This window comes from Pseudomonas palmensis, from assembly GCF_049942755.1.
Taxonomy (GTDB): domain Bacteria; phylum Pseudomonadota; class Gammaproteobacteria; order Pseudomonadales; family Pseudomonadaceae; genus Aquipseudomonas; species Aquipseudomonas palmensis.
The window spans coordinates 5,600,865-5,623,475 of record NZ_CP187958.1 but is presented as its reverse complement, the minus strand read 5'-3'; the positions used below and the strand labels follow the sequence as shown (position 1 = coordinate 5,623,475).

Annotated in this window: 17 protein-coding genes; 9 read left to right on the top strand and 8 right to left on the bottom strand. The window is 65.7% G+C overall.

Annotated elements, in window-relative coordinates; all coding sequences use genetic code 11:
* Positions 1 to 70 precede the first annotated feature (70 nt).
* Genes ACPRTJ_RS25920 through ACPRTJ_RS25905 form a run of 4 tightly spaced genes read left to right on the top strand, consistent with a single transcriptional unit; the run spans position 71 to position 2,723 of the window.
* Positions 71 to 736 carry an ankyrin repeat domain-containing protein gene (locus ACPRTJ_RS25920; protein ID WP_426427611.1) on the top strand — a complete coding sequence of 222 codons (666 nt, stop codon included), beginning with the start codon at positions 71 to 73 and terminating at the stop codon, positions 734 to 736.
* Between the two features lie 19 nt (positions 737 to 755).
* Complete coding sequence (locus ACPRTJ_RS25915; RefSeq protein ID WP_054914318.1) at positions 756 to 1,211, top strand: nucleoside deaminase; 456 nt, start codon at positions 756 to 758, stop codon at positions 1,209 to 1,211.
* Positions 1,211 to 2,428 (top strand): cyanate transporter, encoded by a 1,218-nt coding sequence (locus tag ACPRTJ_RS25910; protein ID WP_054914319.1) that lies wholly within the window; start codon positions 1,211 to 1,213, stop codon positions 2,426 to 2,428. Before ACPRTJ_RS25915 ends, ACPRTJ_RS25910 begins: the two co-directional genes overlap by 1 nt.
* A 55-nt stretch (positions 2,429 to 2,483) precedes the next feature.
* Positions 2,484 to 2,723 (top strand): DUF2790 domain-containing protein, encoded by a 240-nt coding sequence (locus ACPRTJ_RS25905; RefSeq protein WP_078481167.1) that lies wholly within the window; start codon positions 2,484 to 2,486, stop codon positions 2,721 to 2,723.
* On the opposite strand, the gene dkgB is transcribed toward ACPRTJ_RS25905, so the two are convergent.
* Positions 2,724 to 3,527, bottom strand: a complete 804-nt coding sequence (dkgB, locus tag ACPRTJ_RS25900) for a 2,5-didehydrogluconate reductase DkgB (RefSeq protein WP_043864082.1) — start codon at positions 3,525 to 3,527, stop codon at positions 2,724 to 2,726.
* A 159-nt stretch (positions 3,528 to 3,686) separates the two neighbouring features.
* Here dkgB and ACPRTJ_RS25895 point away from each other — a divergent pair, with 159 nt between their 5' ends.
* Positions 3,687 to 4,307: a TetR/AcrR family transcriptional regulator gene (locus ACPRTJ_RS25895; protein ID WP_043864081.1), complete on the top strand. Its 621-nt coding sequence runs from the start codon at positions 3,687 to 3,689 to the stop codon at positions 4,305 to 4,307.
* 97 nt (positions 4,308 to 4,404) lie between these two features.
* On the opposite strand, the gene ACPRTJ_RS25890 is transcribed toward ACPRTJ_RS25895, so the two are convergent.
* On the bottom strand, positions 4,405 to 4,623 hold the full coding sequence (locus ACPRTJ_RS25890) for a DUF2970 domain-containing protein (protein WP_043864080.1): 219 nt from the start codon (positions 4,621 to 4,623) through the stop codon (positions 4,405 to 4,407).
* Positions 4,624 to 4,677: 54 nt separating this feature from the next.
* Positions 4,678 to 8,385: a methionine synthase gene (gene metH, locus ACPRTJ_RS25885; protein ID WP_426427607.1), complete on the bottom strand. Its 3,708-nt coding sequence runs from the start codon at positions 8,383 to 8,385 to the stop codon at positions 4,678 to 4,680.
* Between the two features lie 156 nt (positions 8,386 to 8,541).
* Here metH and ACPRTJ_RS25880 point away from each other — a divergent pair, with 156 nt between their 5' ends.
* From ACPRTJ_RS25880 to nfuA, 3 genes are all read left to right on the top strand, one after another.
* A complete protein-coding gene (locus tag ACPRTJ_RS25880) occupies positions 8,542 to 10,839 on the top strand; it encodes a fatty acid cis/trans isomerase (RefSeq protein ID WP_054914322.1) in 2,298 nt (765 codons plus the stop codon).
* 111 nt (positions 10,840 to 10,950) lie between these two features.
* Complete coding sequence (locus ACPRTJ_RS25875; RefSeq protein WP_104572570.1) at positions 10,951 to 11,985, top strand: acyltransferase family protein; 1,035 nt, start codon at positions 10,951 to 10,953, stop codon at positions 11,983 to 11,985.
* Positions 11,986 to 12,042: 57 nt separating this feature from the next.
* Positions 12,043 to 12,627: a Fe-S biogenesis protein NfuA gene (gene nfuA / locus ACPRTJ_RS25870; protein WP_058540345.1), complete on the top strand. Its 585-nt coding sequence runs from the start codon at positions 12,043 to 12,045 to the stop codon at positions 12,625 to 12,627.
* A gap of 180 nt (positions 12,628 to 12,807) precedes the next feature.
* Here nfuA and ACPRTJ_RS25865 read toward each other — a convergent pair whose 3' ends face one another.
* The 5 genes from ACPRTJ_RS25865 to ACPRTJ_RS25845 form a co-directional block, all read right to left on the bottom strand.
* Positions 12,808 to 14,232, bottom strand: a complete 1,425-nt coding sequence (locus ACPRTJ_RS25865; RefSeq protein WP_043864075.1) for an efflux transporter outer membrane subunit — start codon at positions 14,230 to 14,232, stop codon at positions 12,808 to 12,810.
* Positions 14,229 to 17,408: an efflux RND transporter permease subunit gene (locus ACPRTJ_RS25860; protein ID WP_327781014.1), complete on the bottom strand. Its 3,180-nt coding sequence runs from the start codon at positions 17,406 to 17,408 to the stop codon at positions 14,229 to 14,231. The genes ACPRTJ_RS25865 and ACPRTJ_RS25860 overlap by 4 nt, the downstream gene beginning before the upstream one ends.
* 12 nt (positions 17,409 to 17,420) lie before the next feature.
* Positions 17,421 to 18,653, bottom strand: coding sequence for a multidrug efflux RND transporter periplasmic adaptor subunit MexE (gene mexE / locus ACPRTJ_RS25855; protein WP_043864073.1), 1,233 nt, complete (start codon positions 18,651 to 18,653; stop codon positions 17,421 to 17,423).
* Positions 18,654 to 18,854: 201 nt separating this feature from the next.
* Positions 18,855 to 20,168: an MFS transporter gene (locus ACPRTJ_RS25850; RefSeq protein WP_043864072.1), complete on the bottom strand. Its 1,314-nt coding sequence runs from the start codon at positions 20,166 to 20,168 to the stop codon at positions 18,855 to 18,857.
* A gap of 70 nt (positions 20,169 to 20,238) precedes the next feature.
* The gene (locus tag ACPRTJ_RS25845; protein ID WP_043864071.1) at positions 20,239 to 21,549 is read right to left on the bottom strand and encodes an L-fuconate dehydratase; all 1,311 of its coding nucleotides are present in this window, start codon (positions 21,547 to 21,549) and stop codon (positions 20,239 to 20,241) included.
* A 101-nt stretch (positions 21,550 to 21,650) separates the two neighbouring features.
* Here ACPRTJ_RS25845 and ACPRTJ_RS25840 point away from each other — a divergent pair, with 101 nt between their 5' ends.
* Positions 21,651 to 22,598, top strand: coding sequence for a LysR substrate-binding domain-containing protein (locus ACPRTJ_RS25840; protein ID WP_054914325.1), 948 nt, complete (start codon positions 21,651 to 21,653; stop codon positions 22,596 to 22,598).
* The last annotated feature ends 13 nt before the right edge of the window (positions 22,599 to 22,611 follow it).

Sequence of the window (22,611 nt, the reverse complement as noted above, 5' to 3'; positions counted from 1 at the left end):
GAAATCAATTAATTTCATGCTACACCCCAAGCCTCGGATAATCCCGCTTCATTGCACCAAAGGAGGCGCCATGTCATTGCTTAGACACTGGATGTACGGGGTTGCCGGGCTGTGCGCCAGCCTCGGCATCGCCGGGGCCGCCGGGGCGGCCGACACCTTGCTCGAAGCCGCCGCCAGCGGCGACCCCACCCGCGTCGGCGCCTTGCTGGCCCAGGGCGCCGACGTCGATCAGCGCGACTCGCGCAACAATACGCCGCTGCTGCTGGCCACCGCCGGCGGGCATGTGGCGGCGGCGCGCCGGTTGATCGACGCCGGCGCCAACGTCAACGCCAGCAACTGGATGCACGACAGCCCGTATCTGCTGGCCGGCGCCGAAGGCCAGTTGCAGATTCTGGAGATGACCCTGGCCCATGGCGCGGACCTCAAGAGCACCAACCGCTATGGCGGCACGGCGCTGATCCCCGCATGCGAGCGCGGCCATGTCGAGGTGGTCGCTCGCCTGCTGGCCGCCGGCGTTGCACCCGACCACGTGAACTCGCTGGGCTGGACCGGGCTGCTCGAAGCCATCCTGCTCAGCGATGGCGGCCCGCGTCACCAGGCCATCGTGCAACTGCTGATCGACGCCGGTGCCGACGTCAACCTTGCCGACCGCCAGGGCGTGACGCCCCTGCAGCACGCCCGGGAACGCGGCCAGCAGCGGATCGTCGAGTTGCTGCTGGCCCACGATGCCCATTGAACCTGACAGGAGCCTGACCATGGCCAACGAACATTTCATGCAGCAAGCGCTGGGGCTGGCCCGGGCGAACATCCAGGCCGGCGGCCGCCCGTTCGCGGCGGTGCTGGTGCACCAGGGCCGGGTGATCGCCGAGGCGGTCAACCAGATCCACCTGACCCAGGACCCGACCGCCCACGCCGAACTGCAGGCCATCCGCCTGGCCAGCCAGGTGCTCGGCAGCCCGCGCCTGGAGGGCTGCGAAATCTACGCCACCGGCCACCCCTGCCCGATGTGCCTGGCCGCCATGCACCTGTGCGGTATCGAGCGCGCCTGGTTCGCCTACAGCAACGAAGACGGCGAGCCCTATGGCCTGTCGACGGCAGCGGTTTACGCGCAGATGGCACGCCCGCCGCAGCAGCAGTCGCTGCCCCTGGCACCCCTGAAGCCAGCCGGCGAGCAGGGCCTGTACGCCGCCTGGCGGCAGGTGCAGGGGTGATGCGCGAGCAGGCTCGCAGTACCTTGCTGCTGTTGCTGGTGGTGGTGATGGCGCTGAACCTGCGCCCCATCCTCACCAGCATCGGCCCATTGCTGGAGGCCATCCGCCAGAGCACCGGCATCGGCTACCAGCAGGCCGCGCTGCTGACCGCCTTGCCCGTGCTGTGCATGGGGCTGGTGCCCTTGCTGCAACCCTGGTTGCGCCGCTGGGTCAGCGAGCAGGGCGCGATGCTCGCCGGGCTGGCCGCCATCGCGCTGGCCTGCGCCTGGCGCCTGACCCTCGACTCCGCCGCTGCGCTGATCGCCAGCGCAGCATTGGCCGGGCTTGGGGTGGCCTGCATTCAGGCGCTGATGCCGGGGCTGGTCAACCGCTGGTTTCCTCACCGCCTGGCCATGGCCATGGGTGTGTATTCGGCAGCCCTGATGAGCGGCGGCGGGGCCGCCGCCGTGCTCGGGCCGCGGGTGGCCGAGCAGTTCTCGCACTGGCAGGCAGGCCTGGGCATCTGGCTGTTGCCGGCCTTGCTGGCGTTCGCGGTATGGGCCTGGGTGCGCCCGCAGCTCGAAGCGGCGGTCGGCGGCGCAGGTGCCAGCGGGCACCTGTTCGGCAGCCGTCGGGCATGGCTGCTGGCGGTCTATTTCGGGCTGATCAATGGCGGCTACACCAGCATGGTGGCGTGGCTGCCGGCCTACTACCAGCAGGTCGGCGGCAGTGCCCAGGGCGGTGGCGAGCTGGTGGGGCTGATGACCGTGTTCCAGGTGGCCGGCGCCCTCGGGCTGCCCTTGCTGCTGCGTCGCCTGGTGGATCGGCGCCCCGGCCTGTGGCTGGCGTTGACCGTGCAACTGGCAGGCTTTGTCGGCCTGCTGCTGGCCCCGGCAATCGCCGGGCTATGGGTGGCCCTGATCGGCTTCGGCCTGGGCGCGTGCTTCAGCCTCAGCCTCACGCTGACCCTCGAGCACCTCAAGGCCCCCGCCAGTGCGGGGGCGCTGGCGGCGTTCGTGCAGGGCGTGGGCTTCATCATCACCGGCATCGTGCCTTACGTCACCGGCTGGTTGCGCGACGTCAGCGGCGACTTCCAGGCCTCCTGGCTGCTGCTGAGCGTGACGGTGCTGCTGATGCTGCTGGTGACCTGGCGCTTCGCCCCCAGCGGCTATGCGCAGGCGATGGGCATGCCGTTGATCCGCGAAAGCGACGCCAGGGCAGGCATGGCACCACACTGAAAGGGTCGGCGCGCGCCGGTGCCGGGCGTGCCTTCCATTTCACGGGAGAACTGTCATGACGCTGCGAACGCTGCTGCCCCTGGCGCTGTTGCTGGCCGGTGCCGCCCAGGCCCAGACGACCACGGTCTATCAGTACGGCATGCCACTGGACGTGGCGCGCGTGGTGCAACTGGACGAGCCGGCCACCGAGGTCTGCGACGTGGTGAAGGCGTACATGACCTACGTGGACTCTGCCGGCCGGCAGCACACCGTGCAGTACCTGAAACTGGCCAAGGTGTGCACCGACCGCGGTTGATCAGTCCCAGGCGGGTGCAAGCGACTCGGGGTCGACCAGGCGCTCGCCCTTGTCCAGGCCGGCAATCTGCGCCATGTCCTGTTCGCTCAGGCGCAGCTGCGCTGCCTTCAGGTTGCTGGCCAGGTTTTCACGCCGGGTCGAGGAGGGGATCACCGCATAGCCCAGCTGCATCGCCCAGGCCAGGGCCACCTGTGCCGGGGTGGCGCCATGGCGTTCGGCGATCTGCTGGATCAGCGGATCGTGCAGCACCTTGCCATAGCCCAGGGTCATGTAGGAGGTCACCGCGATGCCCTGTTCGTGCATGAAATCCACCAGCGTGCGGTTCTGCAGGTAGGGGTGCAGCTCGATCTGGTTGGTGGCTATCTGTTCGGCGCCCACCACCTCGATGGCCTGACGCAGCAAGGCGATGGTGAAGTTGGACACGCCGATCTGGCGGGTCAGGCCCTGGCGCTTCGCTTCGAGCAGGGCGCCCATGAACTCGGCCACCGGCACGGCGCCCTTGGGCGACGGCCAATGGATCAGGGTCAGGTCCAGATAGTCGGTGCCCAGCTTGTGCAGGCTCTCTTTCAGGCTGGGGATCAGCTTGTCGGCGCCCAGGTTCTCGGTCCAGATCTTGCTGGTCAGGAACAGCTCGTTGCGTGCAACGCCGCTGGCGGCGATGGCGTGCCCGACGTCGGCCTCGTTGCCGTAGATCTGCGCGGTGTCGATGGCCCGATAGCCCAGTTCGAGGGCCTGGCTGACCGAGTCGATGACCACCTGGTCCTTGAGCCGGAAGGTGCCCAGGCCGAGCAGGGGAATAGTCATGGAGTGCGTCCTCTTGTGTGGGATGTAATGCGGTGAGGCGCAGTATCGGACAGCGCACGGCGCTGAAAAACACCGCCCGCGGCACAACTTTTTTGAGCGTGCGGCACGAATCGCCCTGGCGGTGGTAGCCTTGCAGGGTCATCCGCAACGGACCCGCCCATGGCCGCGCACAAGCACAGCATTCGCCAACGCAATGTCGACAGCATCCTGCTGGCAGCAGAAAAGGTCTTTGCCGAGAAGGGCTTTGCCGGCACGGCCATGGCCGACATCGCCGAGGCCGCCGCGCTGCCGCGCAGCAACGTGCACTATTACTTCAGCACCAAGGCCGAGCTGTACCAGGCGGTGCTGTTCGGCTTGCTGGAAGTGTGGAAGCAGGACGCCCTGTGTTTCGAGCTCTACGATGACCCGCGCATCGTGCTCAGCACCTATATCCGCGCCAAGATGAACCATTCCTGGACCCGCCCGCACGGTTCCAAGGTGTGGGCGAACGAGATCATCCACGGTGCGCCGCATCTGGGGGCGGCGCTGGATGACAGCCTGTACGGATGGGCCAAGCTCAAGGAGGGCAAGATTCGCCAGTGGGTCGAGGACGGGCGGATTCTGCCGGTGGAGCCCTCGGGGCTGCTGTACATGATCTGGGCCTCGACCCAGCACTACGCCGACTTCAGCCACCAGGTGAACCTGCTCAACGCGCACCAGCCGCTGAGCGAACCGCAGTTCGAGCGGGCGTTGCAGACGGTGACCAGTGTGATACTGCGCGGGATCGGGCTGGAGCCCTGAAGGTCGATTGCGGCCTACCGCGGGTCAACCCGCTCCCACACGGATCAGCAATGCCCGTGTGGGAGCGGGCTTGACCCGCGATGGGGGCAGAACAGATTCAGCGTGCCGTCAGGTGCATCGCCAGCTGAACCAGCCCTATCAGCACCAGGATGAACACCAGCGTGAAGGCCGTGCCCAGCGCAATGAAGTGCGCGGGCTTGCCGTGGGTGAAGTCGCGGGCGCGGTTCTTGCCGGTCTGCACGCCAAAGGCTGCAGCCAGCACGCTGTGCAGCATTTGCCAGAAGGTCGGCGGTTTGTGTTCGGCCGGGTCTTCCATGATCTGCTCCTGTAAAAGGCTTCAGCTCAGTGTAGACCCTTGCCTCACCAGCGCTTAGTTGTCGTACCCCAGGTTAGGCGCCAGCCAGCGCTCGGTTACCGCCAGGTCCTGCCCCTTGCGCGCGGTGTAGCTCTGGACCTGGTCCTTGTCGACCTTGCCCACGGCAAAGTACTGCGCCTGTGGGTGGGCAAAGTACCAGCCGCTGACCGCCGCCGCCGGGAACATCGCGAAGTGCTCGGTGAGGAACACGCCGCTCGGGCCGGTCTCGCCGATCGCCGTGCCGTCGAGCAGGCGGAACAGGGTTTCCTTCTCGGTGTGGTCCGGGCACGCCGGGTAGCCCGGGGCAGGGCGGATACCCGCGTACTGCTCCTTGATCAGCGCCTCGTTGTCCAGGTGCTCGTCCTTGGCATAGCCCCAGTACTCCTTGCGCACCTGCTCGTGCAGCCACTCGGCGCAGGCCTCGGCCAGGCGGTCGGCCAGGGCCTTGACCATGATCGAGCTGTAGTCGTCGCCCTTGTCCTGGTAGGCCTTGGCCACTTCCTCGGCGCCGATGCCGGCGGTGGTGATGAAGCCGCCCACGTAGTCGGTGATGCCGCTGTCCTTGGGCGCCACGAAGTCGGCCAGGCAGAAATTGGGCTTGCTGTCGGGCTTGATCGTCTGCTGGCGCAGGTGGTGCAGCAGGGCCAGGGGCTGGCCGTCATCGCCGTACACCTCGATGTCGTCGTGCGCCACCTGGTTGGCCGGCCAGAAGCCGAACACCGCGCGGGCACTGATCAGCTTCTCGTCGATCAGCTTGGCCAGCATTTCCTGTGCATCGGCGAACAGGGCGGTGGCCGCTTCGCCCACCACCTCGTCGTTGAGGATGCGCGGGTACTTGCCAGCCAGGTCCCAGGAGATGAAGAACGGCGTCCAGTCGATGTACTCGGCCAGCACCTTGAGGTCGATGTTCTCCAGCACGCGGGTACCGGTAAAGGTCGGTGCCACCGGCTGGTAGGCAGACCAGTCGTACTTCGGCTTGGCCTCGATCGACTGCGCATAGCTCAGGCGCTCGGTGCGCGCGCTGCGGTTGGCGGTGCGTTCGCGCACCTCCACGTAGTCCTCGCGGGTCTTGTGCACGAAGGCCGGCTTGAGCTCTTTGGACAGCAACTGCGTGGCCACGCCCACCGCACGCGAGGCGTCGGTCACGTAGACCACCGCGTCGTTGCTGTACTTGGGCTCGATCTTCACCGCGGTATGCGCCTTGGAGGTGGTTGCCCCCCCGATCATCAGCGGCAGGTGGAAGTCCTGGCGCTGCATCTCGCGGGCCACGTGCACCATTTCGTCCAGCGACGGGGTGATCAGCCCCGACAGGCCGATGATGTCGCACTTCTGCTCGCGCGCCACCTGCAGGATCTTCTCGGCCGGTACCATCACGCCCAGGTCGACGATGTCGTAGCCGTTGCAGCCGAGCACCACGCCGACGATGTTCTTGCCGATGTCGTGCACGTCGCCCTTGACCGTGGCCATCAGGATCTTGCCCTTGGCCTCGGGCTTGTCGCCTTTTTCCAGTTCGATGAACGGGATCAGGTGAGCCACCGCCTGCTTCATCACCCGCGCCGACTTGACCACCTGGGGCAGGAACATCTTGCCTGCGCCGAACAGGTCGCCCACCACGTTCATGCCGCTCATCAGCGGCCCCTCGATCACCTCGATGGGGCGCGCGCACTGCTGGCGGCACTCCTCGGTGTCCTCGACGATGAACGCGGTGATGCCCTTGACCAGGGCGTGCTCGAGGCGCTTGTCCACCGGCAGCGAACGCCACTCCTCGTTCTCGACCTCCTTGACCGCGCCGCCGCCCTTGTAGTCGTCGGCAATCGCCAGCAGCGCATCGGTGCCGTCGGGGGTGCGGTTGAGCACCACGTCCTCGACCTTCTCGCGCAGCAGCGCCGGGATCTCGTCGTAGATCTCCAGCTGGCCGGCGTTGACGATGCCCATGGTCAGGCCGTTCTGGATCGCGTGGTAGAGGAACACCGAGTGGATCGCCTCGCGCACCGGGTTGTTGCCACGGAACGAGAACGACACGTTGGATACCCCGCCGGAGGTCAGTGCATACGGCAGGTGGTCGCGGATGTAGGCACAGGCCTCGATGAAGTCCACCGCGTAGTTGTTGTGTTCCTCGATGCCGGTGGCCACGGCGAAGATGTTCGGGTCGAAGATGATGTCTTCGGGCGGGAAGCCCACCTCATCGACCAGGATGTCGTAGCTGCGCTTGCAGATCTCGCGCTTGCGGGCGGCGGTATCGGCCTGGCCGACCTCGTCGAAGGCCATCACCACCACGGCGGCGCCGTAGCGCTTGCACAGGCGGGCATGGTGCTTGAACGCCTCGACGCCTTCCTTCATCGAGATCGAGTTGACGATGCCCTTGCCCTGGATGCACTTGAGGCCGGCCTCGATCACTTCCCACTTTGAGGAGTCGATCATGATCGGCACCCGGGAGATGTCGGGTTCGCCGGCGATCAGGTTGAGGAACTTGACCATGGCCGCCTGGGAATCGAGCATCCCTTCGTCCATGTTGATGTCGATCACCTGGGCGCCGGCCTCGACCTGCTGCAGGGCCACTTCCAGCGCCTCGGTGTAGTTCTCTTCACGGATCAGCCGCGCGAAACGGGCGGAACCTGTGATGTTGGTGCGTTCGCCGACGTTGACGAACAGCGAGCTGCGGTCGATGGTGAACGGCTCCAGGCCCGACAGGCGGCAGGCCCTGGGAATCTCGGGGATCGCCCGTGGCGGGTACTTGGCCACTGCCTTGGCGATGGCCTGGATATGCCCCGGGGTGGTGCCGCAGCAACCGCCGATGATGTTCAGAAACCCACTGGCGGCAAACTCTTCGATCACCGCGGCGGTTTCGGCCGGGGTCTCGTCGTACTCGCCGAAGGCGTTCGGCAGGCCGGCGTTGGGGTGCGCCGAAACGTGGGTGCCGGCCTTGTTCGACAGCTCTTCGAGGTAGGGGCGCAGGTCCTTGGCGCCCAGTGCGCAGTTCAGGCCCACCGAGATCGGGTTGGCGTGGCGTACCGAGTTCCAGAACGCCTCGGTGGTCTGGCCCGAGAGGGTACGGCCCGAGGCGTCGGTGATGGTGCCCGAGATCATGATCGGCAGCTCGATGCCGTCGTCCTCGAACACCTGCTGCACGGCGAAGATCGCCGCCTTGGCATTGAGGGTGTCGAAGATGGTCTCGATCAGGATCAGGTCGGCGCCGCCCTCGATCAGGCCGCGGGTGGCCTCGATGTAGTTTTCCACCAGCAGGTCGAAGGTGACGTTGCGGTAGCCGGGGTCGTTGACATCCGGGGAGATCGAGCAGGTCCGGCTGGTGGGGCCCAGCACCCCGGCGACGAAGCGCGGCTTGTCGGGGGTTTCGAGGGTCTTGGCATCGGCCACCTGGCGGGCGATGCGCGCACCTTCCACGTTGAGTTCGTACACCAGCGATTCCATGCCGTAGTCGGCCTGGGATACCTGGGTGGCGTTGAAGGTGTTGGTTTCGAGGATGTCGGCGCCGGCATCCAGGTAGGCTTTCTCGATGGCTGCGATCACGTCGGGGCGCGAAAGCAGCAGCAGGTCGTTGTTACCCTTGACGTCGCTAGGCCAGTCGGCAAAGCGCGTGCCACGATAGTCGTGTTCCTCCAGGCGGTAGCTTTGGATCATAGTACCCATGCCGCCATCGAGGATCAGTATGCGCTCTTTGAGGGCTTGCTGAAGTGCTTGGTAACGGGCGCTGCGGTCAGACATAGGACTACCTGGTCGGGCAAATACAAAAGTTGCGGAATAATAACAAACCTGCGCGGTTTTTAGGCGTGTTGCCGGTTTGCATGAATTTGATTCATGTTGGCACGCTGCCGCCACCGGTAGAATCGTGAAGCTATCAATACCCAGGACATTCGGCACATGGTGCATCGTTTACTTGCCGGCGCCTTCGCACTGCTCATCAGCGGCGCGGCGCTCGGACAAGCCCCCGTCACAAGCCCGGCTATTTCCTATACCCGGGACATCCAACCGATCTTCACCGAGAAGTGCGTTGCCTGCCATGCCTGCAACGACGCGGCCTGCCAGCTGAACCTGGGCAGTGCCGAGGGCGCCGCGCGCGGTGCCTCCAAGGTGCCTGTGTATCAGGGCGACCGCAGTACGGCGGTCGCGCCGACCCGGCTGTTCTACGACGCGCACAGCGTCGAGGCCTGGCAGCGCAAGGGCTTCAGTTCGGTGCTCGACAGCCAGGGCAGTCAGGCCGCGCTGATGGCGCGCATGCTCGAGCTGGGCCACAACACGCCGCTCACCCCCAATGCCAAGCTGCCCGAGGAGATCGTGCTGGGGCTCAACCGCAACAACATGTGCCCGCTGCCCGGCGAGTTCGACGCCTACGCCGGCGCCCACCCCAGGGAGGGCATGCCGCTGGCCGTCACCGGCCTTACCGATGCCGAGTACCAGACCCTGCAGCGCTGGTTCGCCGCCGGTGCGCCGGTGGAGTACAACCCGATCCAGCCAAGTGCCAGCGAGGCCGCGCAGATCACCGAATGGGAGGCGCTGCTCAACCGCCCCGGGTCCACCGAGGCGCTGGTGGGGCGCTGGCTGTACGAGCACCTGTTCCTGGCGCACATCTACTTTGTCGGCGGCGAGCAGGGCCACTTCTTCCAGTGGGTGCGCTCGCGCACGCCCAGCGGCCAGCCGATCGACCTGATCGCCACACGCCGCCCCAACGATCCGCCCGGCACCGACTTCTACTACCGCCTGATGCCCGTGCAGGGCGTGATCGTGCACAAGACCCACATCACCTACCCGATGGGGCCGAACAAGCTCAAGCGCGTCAAGCAGCTGTTCTACAGCGGCGACTGGCATGCCACGGCCTTGCCCGGCTACGGCCCGCGCCACCGCGCCAACCCGTTCGAGACCTTCGAGGCGATCCCGGCGATAGCGCGCTACCAGTTCATGCTCGATAACGCCGAGTACTTCGTGCGCACCTTCATTCGCGGCCCGGTATGCCGTGGGCAGATCGCCACCGACGTGATCCGCGACAACTTCTGGACCCTGTTCCAGGAGCCGGCCCACGACCGCTACATCACCGATGCCGAGTACCGCGGCAAGGCCACGCCACTGCTGGCGATGCCCGGTCAGATCGACGACGTGGGCAGCATCCTGACCCTGTGGCACGCCTACCGCGACAAGCGCAACGAGTACGAAAAACTGCGCCGCGACGCCTATGCCGACCTGCCGCCACCGAGCTGGTCGAGCCTGTGGGCCGGCAACGACAACGCCTTGCTGACCATCTTCCGCCACTTCGACAGCGCCTCGGTGAGCAAGGGCCTGATCGGCGATGTGCCCAAGACCCTGTGGCTGTTCGACTACCCGCTGTTCGAGCGCACCTATTACCAGCTGGCGGTGAATTTCGACGTGTACGGCAACGTCTCGCACCAGGCGCAGACACGCCTTTACTTCGACCTGATCCGCAACGGGGCCGAGGTCAACTTCCTGCGCCTGATGCCGGCCAAGCAGCGCAGCGACATCCTCGGCGACTGGTACCAGAACAGCGGCAAGGTCAAGATGTGGCTGGACTACGAGGCGATCGACAGCAAGACCCCGACCGCCCTCAAGCTCGACCCGCGCGACCCCAAGCGCGACTTCGGCCTCAAGCTGGTGGAGCGCACCGGCAGCCTGAACGCCGCGCCCGACCCGATCAACCGCTGCCAGGGCGCGTACTGCTCGCTGCCCGGCAGCGAGGAGTTCCGTGACGTGGAGCAGGCCCTGAGCCGGCTGGCCTCGCGCCCGGCGGCCGGGCTCAAGGTGATCGGCCAGTTGCCCGAGGCGACCATGCTGCGCATCGAAGGGCAGGGCGGCCAGCGCAAGGTCTACAGCCTGCTGCGCAACCGCGCCCACAGCAACGTGGCGTTCATGCTCGGCGAGGCCTACCGCTACCAGCCGGGGCTGGACACCCTGACCCTCTACCCGGGGGTGATGAGCAGCTACCCCAACTTCATGTTCAACATTCCGGCCAGCGACGTGCCCGAGTGGGTCGAGGACATGGAGGCGGCGCGGGACGATCCGGCCCGCTTCGAGCGCATCGTCATGCGCTGGGGCGTGCGCCGCAGCCACCCGCAGTTCTGGCAGTACTTTCATGACCTGAGCCGCTACATCCAGCAGACCGATCCGGTGGAGGCCGGCGTGCTCGACATGAACCGCTACGAGAACCTCTGAAGCAACCGCCGGGCAGATCGGGCTGATCTTTCCCGGCCTTTCGTAGTCCCACCCGCAAGCGGTCCCGATTTGTGCGGGGCCAGGGTGGGGTAACGAGAGACGGGAATCGACATGCTGTTTTCGCTTCAGGCATTGAGGGCGCTCGCCGCCTGGGTGGTGGTCTGTCACCACTTCATGCAGATCTTCTTCGACTTCAAGGCCAGCGGCCCGGTAGGGCAGTTTCTGGCCGATCGCGGTGCGGTCGGGGTGGACATCTTCTTCGTCATCAGCGGGCTGGTGATCTACCTCTCGACCCGCGACAAACCCATGGCGCCCCGGCGCTTTCTGCTCAACCGGGTGCTGCGCATCGTGCCGGCCTACTGGTTCTATACCGGCCTGATGGCGCTGCTGCTGGTGGTGGCCAGCCAGTGGATGCCGCACCAGACCCTGGAGCTGTCGCACCTGCTGCTGTCGCTGCTGTTCATTCCGGCGGAAAACCCCGGCGGCTATGGCCTGTACCCCACGCTCAACGTGGGCTGGACGCTGAACTACGAGATGTTCTTCTACCTGCTGTTCTCATTGGTGTTCCTGGTGCGCCAGCGCCATCACCTGTGGCTGGTGGCGCTGGCGCTGTTCGCGGTCAGCGAGGTGCTCACCGGCCTGGGCGTGCTGGGGCGGTTCTACAGCAACAACATCATCTACGAGTTCCTGCTGGGCGTAGCCATCGGCGTGCTCTACCGACGCGGCTGGATTGCCCAGGGGCTGTGGCTGCCATTGCTGACCCTGGCGGCCGCATCGGTGGCGATCTATCGCCTGGATAATTCGTCGCGCCTGCTGCACTGGGGCCTGCCGAGCGCGCTGATCGTGCTGGCGTGCATCTCGCTGGAGCCGTATTTCAAGGGCAACCGGGTGCTCAAGGCCCTGGGCGACTGCTCCTATTCGGTGTACCTGATCCATGTGCTGGTGCTGTACGGCGGCTGGTTTGCCAGCGAGCGTCTGGGGCTCAACCCCTACCTGGTGTTCGCGCTGTGCGTGCCGCTGATCGGCGGGGCGTCGTGGGCCAGTTACCGCTGGCTGGAAAAGGGCCTGTACCGGCGCATGAGCGGCTGGTTCGAGGCGCGTCTGGGCCCGGCGGTGCCGGTGGCACTTTCCCGACAGAATTACTAGGACTTTGTTCGCCGGCCGTGTTGGCGTAAACTGCGCACAAGTCTGTGAGGAACTTACATGAGCGCCATAACGATTACCGACGCCGCGCACGATTACCTGGCCGATCTGCTGGAAAAGCAGAATACCCCAGGCATTGGCATTCGCATTTTCATTACCCAGCCGGGTACGAACTACGCCGAAACCTGCATTGCCTACTGCAAGCCAGGTGAAGAAAAGCCGGAAGACGAAGCGGTGGGGCTCAAGTCCTTCACCGCCTACCTGGATGCGGTCAGCATCCCGTTTCTGGAAGATGCGGTGGTGGACTACGCCACCGACCGCATGGGCGGCCAGCTGACCATCAAGGCGCCGAACGCCAAGGTGCCGATGGTCAATGCCGACAGCCCGATCAACGAGCGCATCAACTACTACCTGCAAACCGAGATCAACCCGGGGCTGGCCAGCCACGGCGGTCAGGTCAACCTGATCGAAGTGGTCGAGGACGGTATTGCTGTGCTGCAGTTCGGCGGTGGTTGCCAGGGTTGCGGCCAGGCCGACGTTACCTTGCGCGAAGGCATCGAGCGCACCTTGCTCGAACGCATTCCGGAGCTCAAGGGCGTGCGGGACGTGACCGACCATTCGCAGAAAGAAAACGCCTACTACTGACAGTTATGCCCAATCGCGGGTCAAGCCCGCTCCCACAAGGATCACCGTAGCCGTTGTGGGAGCGGGCTTGACCCGCGATTTGCCGTACGGCGACAGGCAAACTGCGTTCAGGCCACAAAAAAAAGCCCCGCCAATGGCGGGGCAAAGTGGTCGGTGCTAACCAACCAAAGGAGCTCTGAATCAGTTCGCCGCAGCCACGCTGTCGGTCTGCCAGCCACCACCGAGTGCCTTGTAGATCGCCACGATCCCGCGATACAGGTCCACCTCGCCCAACGCCTGCGCGTCCTCGGCAGTAAGCCGTTCACGCTCGGCATCCAGCAGCACCAGGTAATCCACCGTACCTTCACGGTAACGAATCGACGCCAGGTCCGCGGCCTTGCGGCTCGCCTCGCTCTGGCGCAGCAGCGCCATCAGCCGTTGCTGACGCTTGGCGTAATCGCTGAACGCATTCTCCGACTCTTCCAACGCCAGCAGCACCTGCTGCTCATAGGTCGCCAACGCACCCTCGGCCTCGGCATTCGCGCCGCGCAGACGCGCCCGCACACTGCCCAGGTCGAACGCCGCCCAGGTGATGCTCGGGCCCAGTGCCCACGCCTGCGCCGCACTCGACCCCAACTGCGAACCACGCCCTGCGGTAAAGCCCAGGAAGCCGCTCAGGCTCACCCGCGGGAACAGGTCGGCCGTGGCCACCCCCACATTCGCCGTGGCCGCCGCCAGCTGGCGCTCGGCACTGCGCACATCCGGGCGACGCTTGAGCAGTTCGCCCGGGTCGCCAATCGGCAGGGCCTTGGCAATCGCCGGCAACTGCGCCGGCGACAGGTCGACACTCAACGCATCCGGCCGCTGCCCCAGCAAGGTGGCGATGCGGTTGCGCGCACGCACCTGCTCGGCCTGCAGCTGCGGCACGCTGGCCTCTACCGCCGCCAGGCGCGCATCGGCGCGCACCACGTCCAATTCGTTGCCAACCCCTGCATCACGCAGGGTTTCGGTAATGCCGCGCGAATCCTGCTGGGTCTTGAGGTTGGCCAGGGCTATCTTCTCGCGCAACTGCGCACCGCGCAGTTGTCCATAAGCATCAACCAGCTCGGCAATCAGGCTCACCTGCAATTGTTGCAGGTCGGCCTGGGCCGCGGCCTCCTGCGCCTCGCTGGCTTCCAGCTGGCGCTGAATGCGGCCGAACAGGTCAAGCTCCCAGGCCATGTCCAGGCCCAGGTCGTAGCGCTCGCTGTTGACCCGGCGGTCGGTCTGGCCAGGTATCTGACCCTTGCCCAGGTCGCTGCTGGCGCGGCTGGTGACGGTGGGCAGCGCATCGTTGCTCACATCGTCACGAATCGCCCGCGCCGCTTTCAGGCGCGCAAACGCCACGCGCAGCTCGCGGTTGTCGGCCAGCGACTGGCTCACCAGCTGGTTGAGGACCGGGTCGTCGAACTGACGCCACCAGATCGCATCGAAGCGGGTGCGGTCGAAGGCCGCCTTGGCCTCCTGCGCATCGGCCGCCGCCAGGTGCGCGGCGTCGGTGTGCGGGGCCTGGTAGTCCGGGCCGACCGCACAGGCGGCCAGGGCCAGTACCAGCAGGCTCGGTGCCCACAGTTTCAAGTGGTTCATGCCTGGTTCTCCAGCTGCAGCTGGCGGGCCGCCTTGCGGGCCTCGCTGCGCTCTACATAACGACGGATCAACACAAAGAACACCGGGGTCAGCAACAGGCCGAAAATCGTCACCCCGATCATCCCGGAGAACACCGCCACACCCATGGCATGGCGCATTTCGGCGCCGGCCCCGGAGGAGAACACCAGCGGCACCACACCCATGATGAAGGCGAACGAGGTCATCAGGATCGGGCGCAGCCGCAGCCGGCAGGCTTCCAGCACCGCAGCCAGCGGGTCGAGCCCTTCGGCCTGCTTGTCCTTGGCGAACTCGACGATAAGAATCGCGTTCTTGCACGCCAGCCCCACCAGTACGATCAGGCCGATCTGGGTGAAGATGTTGTTGTCGCCACCGGACAGGATCACCCCGGTAATGGCCGACAGCAGGGTCATCGGCACGATCAGGATCACCGCCAGCGGCAGGCTCCAGCTCTCGTACTGGGCAGCCAGTACCAGGAACGCCAGCAGCACGCACAGCGGGAACACGAACAGCGCGGTGTTGCCGGCCAGGATCTGCTGATAGGTCAGCTCGGTCCATTCGAAGGTCATGCCGTTGGGCAGCTCTTCCTTGAGCAGTTTTGCCATGGCCTGTTCGGCCTGGCCGGAGCTGTAGCCGGGTGCTGCGCCACCGTTGATCTCGGCGGTGATGAAGCCGTTGTAGTGCATCACGCGGTCCGGCCCGGAGGTGTCGCTGACCTTGATGAAGGTCGCCAGCGGGATCATCTCGCCCTGGTTGTTGCGCACCTTGAGCTGGCCGATCTGCTCGGCATCCAGGCGGAACTGCTGCTCGGCCTGCACGTTGACCTGGTAGGTACGGCCAAAGCGGTTGAAGTCGTTGGCGTACAGCGAGCCCAGGTAGATCTGCAGGGTGTCGAAGATATCGTTGATCGCCACACCGTGGGTCTTGGCCTTCTCACGGTCGATGGCGGCATCCACCTGCGGCACATTCACCTGGTAGCTGGTGAACAGCCCGGCCAGCTCCGGCACGTTGTGGCTCTTGGCGATGATGTTCTGGGTTTCCTTGTACAGCGCCTCATACCCCAGGTTGCCACGGTCTTCGATCTGCAGGCGGAAACCGCCGATGGTACCCAGCCCCTGAACCGGCGGTGGCGGGAAGATCGCGATGTAGGCTTCCTGGATGTCGGCGTACTGCGCGTTCAACGTGGCGGCAATCGCCGCGGCCGACTGGCTGGGGTCCTTGCGCTGGTCGAACGACTTGAGTGCGACGAACACGATGCCGCTGTTGGGGCTGTTGGTGAACCCGTTGATCGACAGGCCCGGGAAGGCGATGGAATCGGCCACACCCGGTTGCTTGAGGGCGAACTCGCTCATCTTCTTGATGACCGATTCGGTGCGGTCAAGGCTGGCCGCATCCGGCAGTTGCGCGAAGGCCACCAGGTACTGCTTGTCCTGGGCGGGCACGAAACCGGTCGGGGTGGCGGCAAAGCCCATCCAGGTCAGCACCATCAGCCCGGCGTACACGAACAGGGCGATGCCGCTGCTGCGGATCACGCGGCCCACGGTGCCCACGTAGCCATGGCTGGCACGCTCGAAGAAGCGGTTGAACGGCTTGAACAGCCAGCCGCCGAGCAGGCGGTCGAGCAGTTTCGAGAAGCGGTCCTTGGGGGCGTGATGGCCCTTGAGCAACACCGCAGCCAGCGCCGGCGACAGGGTCAGCGAGTTGAACGCCGAGATCACCGTGGAAATCGCGATGGTCAAGGCGAACTGCTTGTAGAACTGCCCGGTCAGGCCGGAGATGAACGCCGCTGGGATGAACACCGCGCACAGCACCAGCGCGGTGGCGATGATCGGCCCGGTCACTTCGCTCATGGCGCGCTTGGTCGCCTCCAGCGGGTTGAGCCCCAGCTCGATGTTGCGCTCCACGTTCTCCACCACCACGATGGCGTCGTCCACCACGATACCGATGGCCAGCACCAGCCCGAACAGCGACAGCGCGTTGAGCGAGAAGCCGAACAGGTGCATCACCGCAAAGGTGCCGATCAGCGAGACCGGTACCGCCACCAGCGGGATGATCGAGGCGCGCCAGGTCTGCAGGAACAGGATCACCACCAGCACCACCAGGATCAGCGCCTCGAACAGGGTGTGCACCACCGCTTCGATCGAGCCGCGCACGAACACGGTGGGGTCATAGACGATGCTGTAGTCCATGCCCTCGGGGAAGTCCTTCTTCAGCTCGGCCATCTTGGCGCGTACTTCGTCGGAGATCTCGATGGCGTTGGAGCCAGGGCGCTGGAAGATCGGGATCGCCACCGCCGGCTGATTGTTGAGCAGCGAACGCAGGGCGTACTGGCTGGAGCCCAGCTCCACCCGGGCGATGTCCTTGAGGCGGGTGATTTCACCGTCGGCGCCAGAGCGGATGATGATGTTCTCGAATTCCTCTTCGTTCACCAGGCGGCCCTGAGTGTTGACCGACAGCTGGAAGCTGGTGGCCCCGGGGGCGGGCGGCGAACCGAGCTGGCCGGCGGCCACCTGGCGGTTCTGCTCGCGAATGGCAGCCACCACGTCGCTGGCAGTCAGGTTGCGTGAGGCGGTCTTGTTCGGGTCCAGCCACACGCGCAGCGAGTAGTCGCCCATGCCGAACAGCTGCACGTCACCCACGCCACCCAGGCGAGCCAGCTCGTCCTTGATGTTGAGGATCGCGTAGTTGGACAGGTAGAGCATGTCGTAGCGGTTGTCCGGCGAGGTCAGGTGCACCACCATGGTCAGGTCGGGCGAGGCCTTGTCGACGGTGATACCGATACGCGTGACTTCCTCGGGCAGCTTGGGCTGGGTGCGGGTCACACGGTTCTGCACCTGCACCTGCGCGTTGTCCAGGTCGGTGCCCAGGGCGAAGGTGATGGTCAGGGTGATCTTGCCGTCGGCGGTGGACTGCGAGGACATGTACAGCATGTTCTCTACACCGGTGATGGCCTGCTCGAGCGGCGCGGCCACGGTTTCGCCGATCACCTTGGGGTTGGCGCCGGGGAAGTTGGCGCGGACCACCACGGTGGGCGGTACCACCTCGGGGTATTCGCTGATCGGCAGCTGGAACAGCGAGATGCTGCCGGCGATCAGGATCAGCAGCGACAGCACGGCGGCGAAGATCGGCCGGGTAATGAAGAACTGGGAAAAATTCATCGGTCTGGTCCCTTAACCGCGTGGTGCCGCGGCACTGGCGAGCTTGACCGTGACCGGCTTGCTCGGGGTGCTGGCTTCCAGGGCCTGGCGTTGCTGGGCGAGGGCGGCGAGGGTGGTGTCGCTGGCCATCGGGGTTTCTTCAGGGCTGACCGGCGAGCCAGGGCGTACACGCTGCAGGCCCTTGACCACGATGCGGTCTTCCTTGCTCAGGCCGCTGCGCACGATACGCAGGCCTTCGAGTTTGGGGCCCAGCTCCACGGCGCGGTAATCGGCCTTGTTGTCCTTGTCCATCACCAGCACGAACTTCTTGCCCAGGTCGGTGCCCACGGCCTCGTCGTTGATCAGCACGGCCGAATAGGTGGCGCTGCCTACCAGTTTCAGGCGCGCGTACAGCCCGGGGGTGAACTGGCCGTCGCTGTTGTCGAACACCGCGCGACCGCGAATGGTGCCGGTCTTGGGGTTGACCTGGTTGTCGACGAAGTTCATCTGGCCCAGGTGCGGGTTGCCGGTTTCGTTGGACAGGCCCAGGTACACCGGGGTGCTCTGGCCGCGCTGGCCGTCGCGGGCCAGCTGGGTGTACTTGAGGTACACGCGCTCGTCGGCGTCGAAGTAGGCGTAGACCTTGTCGGTGGACACCACGCTGGTGAGCGCGGTGACATCGGCGGTGACGATGTTGCCGGCGGTGAACTCGGCGCGGCTGACACGGCCGCTGATGGGCGCGGTCACGCGGGTGAAGCTCAGGTTCAGCCTGGCCAGGTCCAGTTGCGCCTGGATCGCGGCCACCCCGGCGCGGGCTTCGGCGGCGGCACTGGTGCGCGACTCGGCGAGTTCGGCGGAAATCGCGTTGCTGCTGCGCAGGCGCTCGCCGCGCTGGGCTTCGGTCTGGCTGCGGGTGGCGGTGGCGCGGGCTTGTTGCAGTTGGGCTTCAAGTTGGCGTACCTGAGCCTGGAACGGGCGCGGATCGATCTGGAACAGCAGGTCGCCTTTCTTGACCTGGGCACCTTCGGTGAAGGCTACCTGGTCGATCTGGCCGGACACGCGCGGGCGTACTTCGACGGTTTCGGGGGCTTCGAGGCGGCCGGTGAACTCGTCCCATTCGTTGATGGGCTGCTCCAGCACCTTGGCCACCGTGACTTTCGGCGCACCGGGCGCTTGCGGGGCCTCCGGGGTACGACCACAGGCACTCATCACCACCAGTGCCAGGGCAGCAAGGGGATAGCGCAAGGGTTTGAGTGAGTGTTCCATGGATAGATCCGCCAATGTATTGAGAGTGGGCGGATTCTGCGATTTGTAACTATTAACAACGAATCGAATGGGGCGAAGGTAACTATCATTCGGAATGATATGAACACCATCTCGGGTCAAGCCCGCTCCTACACGGACCGCGATGATCCTTGTGGGAGCGGGCTTGACCCGCGATGCAGGCAGCGCCGATTCGAGATGGGCTCAGGCCTGAGCCTTCTCCTCCTGCCCCTGACGCAACCGCGTGCTGATCAGCGCCGCCAGCACCAGCAGGCCGGCGATCACCCACAGCCCGTTGCGCGTGCTGCCGGTGGTCTGCTCGATCAACCCCATCACCGACGGCCCGACGAACCCGCCGAACAGCCCGCACATGGTCACGAACGCCAGCCCCGCCGCCAGTGCACTGCCGCTCAGGCGGCTGGACGGGAACACGAAGATGATCGACTGCACCACGAACAGCATCAGCGCCGTCAGCGAAAAGCCCACCAGCCCGATGAACGAGTTGGAGAACGAGGCAATCACCAGCCCCGCCGCCATGGTCAGCAAGCCGAAGAACATGATCATCCGGCAGCGGGTGGGGGTGGTGGCCAGGCGCGGGAAGGTCGCGGCGCCAATGGCGGCGGCAATCCACGGTACCGAGGTCAGCAGGCCGATCTGGAACGGCGACAGGTTGCCATAGGTGCCGATGATGCCCGGCAGAAAGAAGATCACCGTGTAGATGGTGATCTGGTGCACGAAGTACACCGCGATCGCCAGCCAGATCTGCTTGTCGCGAAACATCTGGCTCAGGCGGGTCTGTGGCGGCGCGGCGGCTTTTTCGGCGCTCAGGCGCTGCTCGATATCGCGCTTGTCGGCCTCCGACAGCCATTTGGCCGAGGCCGGCCCGTCAGGCAGTTTCTTCCACACCACATACGCCAGCGCCACTGCCGGCAGGCCTTCGATCACGAACAGCCACTGCCAGCCATGCCAGCCCAGCAAACCGTCCATCTGCAGCAACGCACCGCCCAGCGGCCCGCTGAGGATGTTGGCCAGGCACACGCCCAGCAAAAAGTAACCGGTGGCGCGTGCCCGCTGTTCGCGGTCGAACCAGTAGGTCAGGTACAGCATCACCCCCGGGAACAGCCCGGCCTCGGCCACGCCCAGCAGCAGGCGCATGATGTAGAACGAGGTCTCGCCCTGCACGAACGCCATGCCCGCCGACAGCAGGCCCCAGGTGATCATGATGCGGGTGATCCAGAAACGTGCGCCCACCCGGTGCATGATCAGGTTGCTCGGCACCTCGGCCAGCGCGTAGGTCAGAAAGAACAGCCCGGCGCCCAGGCCGTAGGCAGCGGCCGACAGCCCCAGGTCGATGCCCATGCTGGCCTTGGCCAGGGCAATGTTGGTGCGGTCCAGAAAGCTCATCACGTAGACGATGACCAGCAGCGGCAGCAGTTTGCGCAGCAGCAGGCTGTTCAGGCGTTGTTCGGCAGGCACGGCGGGCGCGGCCGCCGCTGTCGCGGTATTGAGGATTGTCATTATTGTTAACCCCGGTATTGATGGTGCGGCCCGCCGACGCGCAGGGCGCGGCGGCGGGCTTGGGTGTCGATCAGGTGCGGGCGATGTCCAGCCACACCGGGCCGTTCGGGTACTGGTAGCGCTCCAGGGTGTCGGCGTGCATCTCGATGCTGTAGCCGGGGCGCAGCGGTGGCATGTAGCGGCCGCGGCGGATCACCACCGGGTCGATGAAGTGCTCGTGCAGGTGGTCGACGTATTCCAGCACGCGGTTGTGCAGCGAGGCCGAAACGCCGATGTAGTCGAACAGCGCGATATTCTGCACGTATTCGCACAAACCCACACCCCCGCCATGCGGGCACACCGGCACGTCGTACTTGGCCGCCATCAGCAGCACGATCAGCACCTCGTTCAGCCCGCCCAGGCGCGCCGCGTCGAGCTGGCAGAAGTCCAGCGCACCGGCCTGGAACATCTGCTTGAACATCACCCGGTTGTGGCAGTGCTCGCCGGTGGCCACGCCGATCGGCGCGATGCGCTGGCGAATGGTGGCATGGCCGAGGATGTCGTCGGGGCTGGTCGGCTCCTCGATCCACAGCGGTGCGAAGGCGGCCAGGCGGCGCATGTTCTCGATCGATTCGTCCACGCCCCACACCTGGTTGGCGTCCATCATCAGGGTGCGTTCCCAGCCCAGCTCGTCACGCAGGATACCGGCGCGGCGAATGTCGTCTTCCAGGTTGGCGCCGATCTTCTGCTTCACGTGGGTCCAGCCATCGGCCACGGCCTCGCGGGTCAGCTGGCGCATCTTCTCTTCGCTGTAGCCCAGCCAGCCCGGTGCGGTGGTGTAGCCCGGGTAGCCTTCGCGCAGCATCTGCGCCTCGCGCTCGGCCTTGCCCGGCGCATTGCGGCGCAACAGGGCGATGGCTTCCTCGGGGGTGATCACGTCGGTGACGTAGCTGAAGTCCAGGCAGCGCACCAGCTGCTCGGGGCTCATGTCGGCCAGCAGCTTCCACACCGGTTTTTCTTCGTGCTTGGCCCACAGGTCCCACACGGCATTGATGATGGCGGCGGTGGCGAGGTGGATCACGCCTTTTTCCGGGCCCAGCCAGCGCAGCTGGCTGTCGCCCACGGTGAAGTTGTGCCAGAAGGCGCCCATGTCGGCGGTGATCTCTTCCAGGGTCAGGCCCACCACCATCGGTGCCAGCGACTGGATCGCGGCCACGCAGATCTCGTTGCCGCGGCCGATGGTGAAGGTCAGGCCGTGGCCTTCCAGGGGGCTGTCGGTGTGCAGCACCACGTAGGACGCCGAATAGTCCGGTGCGCTGTTCATCGCGTCGGAGCCGTCGAGCGACAGCGAGGTAGGGAAACGGATATCGCGAACGCTCAGGTGGGTAATTCGAATGCTCATGGCGGGCTCTTGTTCTCGGTGACCACTTGGAGACCCGACTGTAGGTTGCCGAGCGATACGTGCATAATCGCGGTTTCCTAACCAGAGATACCGAATTCGATATGTCTGCGAGCCCTGAAGCCGATCCGCTGCTGCCACGCAGCCTCGGCGCGCTGAAAATTTCCAGCCGCCAGATCACCTTGCTCAACGCCCTGGGCGAGTTCGGCAACCTGCGCCGTGCCGCAGCGGCCATGCACACCACCCAACCGGCGGCGAGCCTGCTGTTGCAGCAGTTGGAGGAGCGCCTGGGCGTACGCCTGTTCGAGCGCCTGCCCCGGGGCATGCAGCCCACTCTGTATGGCGAGGTGATGATCCGCTATGCCCAGGGCGCGCTGCACGAGTTCGAGCACGCCCAGGCGCAGATCGCCGAACTGGCCCGCGGTGCCATGGGCCTGGTGCGGGTGGGCACGGTGATGGGCCCGGTGCCGCGCCTGCTGACCGGCGCGGTGCTGGCCTACAAGCGCGACCATCCCAAGGTGCGCATCAGCATCGAGGTGGGCACCAGCGACACCTTGCTGCCGGCGCTGCTGCGCGGCGACTTCGACGTGGTGCTCGGGCGCCTGCCCGACCAGGGTGACAGCCAGGACCTGGACATCGAGCTGTTCGACATCGGCGAGCAGATGCGCGTGATCGCCAGGGCAGGGCACCCGCTGGCCGGCGCCGCGGCGCTGCAACTGGCCGACCTGGTCAGCCTCACCTGGATCCTGCACCCGCTCGGCAGCCCCATGCGCCGGCGCGTGGAAAGCGCGCTGCAGGCCGGCGGCATGGTGCAGTCGCTGGACATCGTCGAGACCGCCTCGATCCTGGCCACCACCGCCATGCTCGAAGCCTCCGATATGATCGCGGTGGTGCCCAACGACGTGGCCGAGCATTATGCGCGCTATGGCATGGTCGCCATCCTGCCGGTGGAGCTGCCCATCAGCATGGTCAACCTGGGCCTGCTGACCCTGCGTTCGCGCCCACGCTCGGTGGCGCTGAACACCCTGCTGCATTACCTGCGGGCGCAATGACATGACCTGCGCC

Excerpts from the sequence above, each read along its gene's own strand:
- ACPRTJ_RS25920 (WP_426427611.1), top strand. The coding sequence starts at position 71 with ATGTCATTGCTTAGACACTGGATGTACGGGGTTGCCGGGCTGTGCGCC.
- ACPRTJ_RS25915 (WP_054914318.1), top strand. The coding sequence starts at position 756 with ATGGCCAACGAACATTTCATGCAGCAAGCGCTGGGGCTGGCCCGGGCG.
- ACPRTJ_RS25910 (WP_054914319.1), top strand. The coding sequence starts at position 1,211 with ATGCGCGAGCAGGCTCGCAGTACCTTGCTGCTGTTGCTGGTGGTGGTG.
- ACPRTJ_RS25905 (WP_078481167.1), top strand. The coding sequence starts at position 2,484 with ATGACGCTGCGAACGCTGCTGCCCCTGGCGCTGTTGCTGGCCGGTGCC.
- dkgB (WP_043864082.1), bottom strand. The coding sequence starts at position 3,527 with ATGACTATTCCCCTGCTCGGCCTGGGCACCTTCCGGCTCAAGGACCAG.
- ACPRTJ_RS25895 (WP_043864081.1), top strand. The coding sequence starts at position 3,687 with ATGGCCGCGCACAAGCACAGCATTCGCCAACGCAATGTCGACAGCATC.
- ACPRTJ_RS25890 (WP_043864080.1), bottom strand. The coding sequence starts at position 4,623 with ATGGAAGACCCGGCCGAACACAAACCGCCGACCTTCTGGCAAATGCTG.
- metH (WP_426427607.1), bottom strand. The coding sequence starts at position 8,385 with ATGTCTGACCGCAGCGCCCGTTACCAAGCACTTCAGCAAGCCCTCAAA.
- ACPRTJ_RS25880 (WP_054914322.1), top strand. The coding sequence starts at position 8,542 with ATGGTGCATCGTTTACTTGCCGGCGCCTTCGCACTGCTCATCAGCGGC.
- ACPRTJ_RS25875 (WP_104572570.1), top strand. The coding sequence starts at position 10,951 with ATGCTGTTTTCGCTTCAGGCATTGAGGGCGCTCGCCGCCTGGGTGGTG.
- nfuA (WP_058540345.1), top strand. The coding sequence starts at position 12,043 with ATGAGCGCCATAACGATTACCGACGCCGCGCACGATTACCTGGCCGAT.
- ACPRTJ_RS25865 (WP_043864075.1), bottom strand. The coding sequence starts at position 14,232 with ATGAACCACTTGAAACTGTGGGCACCGAGCCTGCTGGTACTGGCCCTG.
- ACPRTJ_RS25860 (WP_327781014.1), bottom strand. The coding sequence starts at position 17,408 with ATGAATTTTTCCCAGTTCTTCATTACCCGGCCGATCTTCGCCGCCGTG.
- mexE (WP_043864073.1), bottom strand. The coding sequence starts at position 18,653 with ATGGAACACTCACTCAAACCCTTGCGCTATCCCCTTGCTGCCCTGGCA.
- ACPRTJ_RS25850 (WP_043864072.1), bottom strand. The coding sequence starts at position 20,168 with ATGACAATCCTCAATACCGCGACAGCGGCGGCCGCGCCCGCCGTGCCT.
- ACPRTJ_RS25845 (WP_043864071.1), bottom strand. The coding sequence starts at position 21,549 with ATGAGCATTCGAATTACCCACCTGAGCGTTCGCGATATCCGTTTCCCT.
- ACPRTJ_RS25840 (WP_054914325.1), top strand. The coding sequence starts at position 21,651 with ATGTCTGCGAGCCCTGAAGCCGATCCGCTGCTGCCACGCAGCCTCGGC.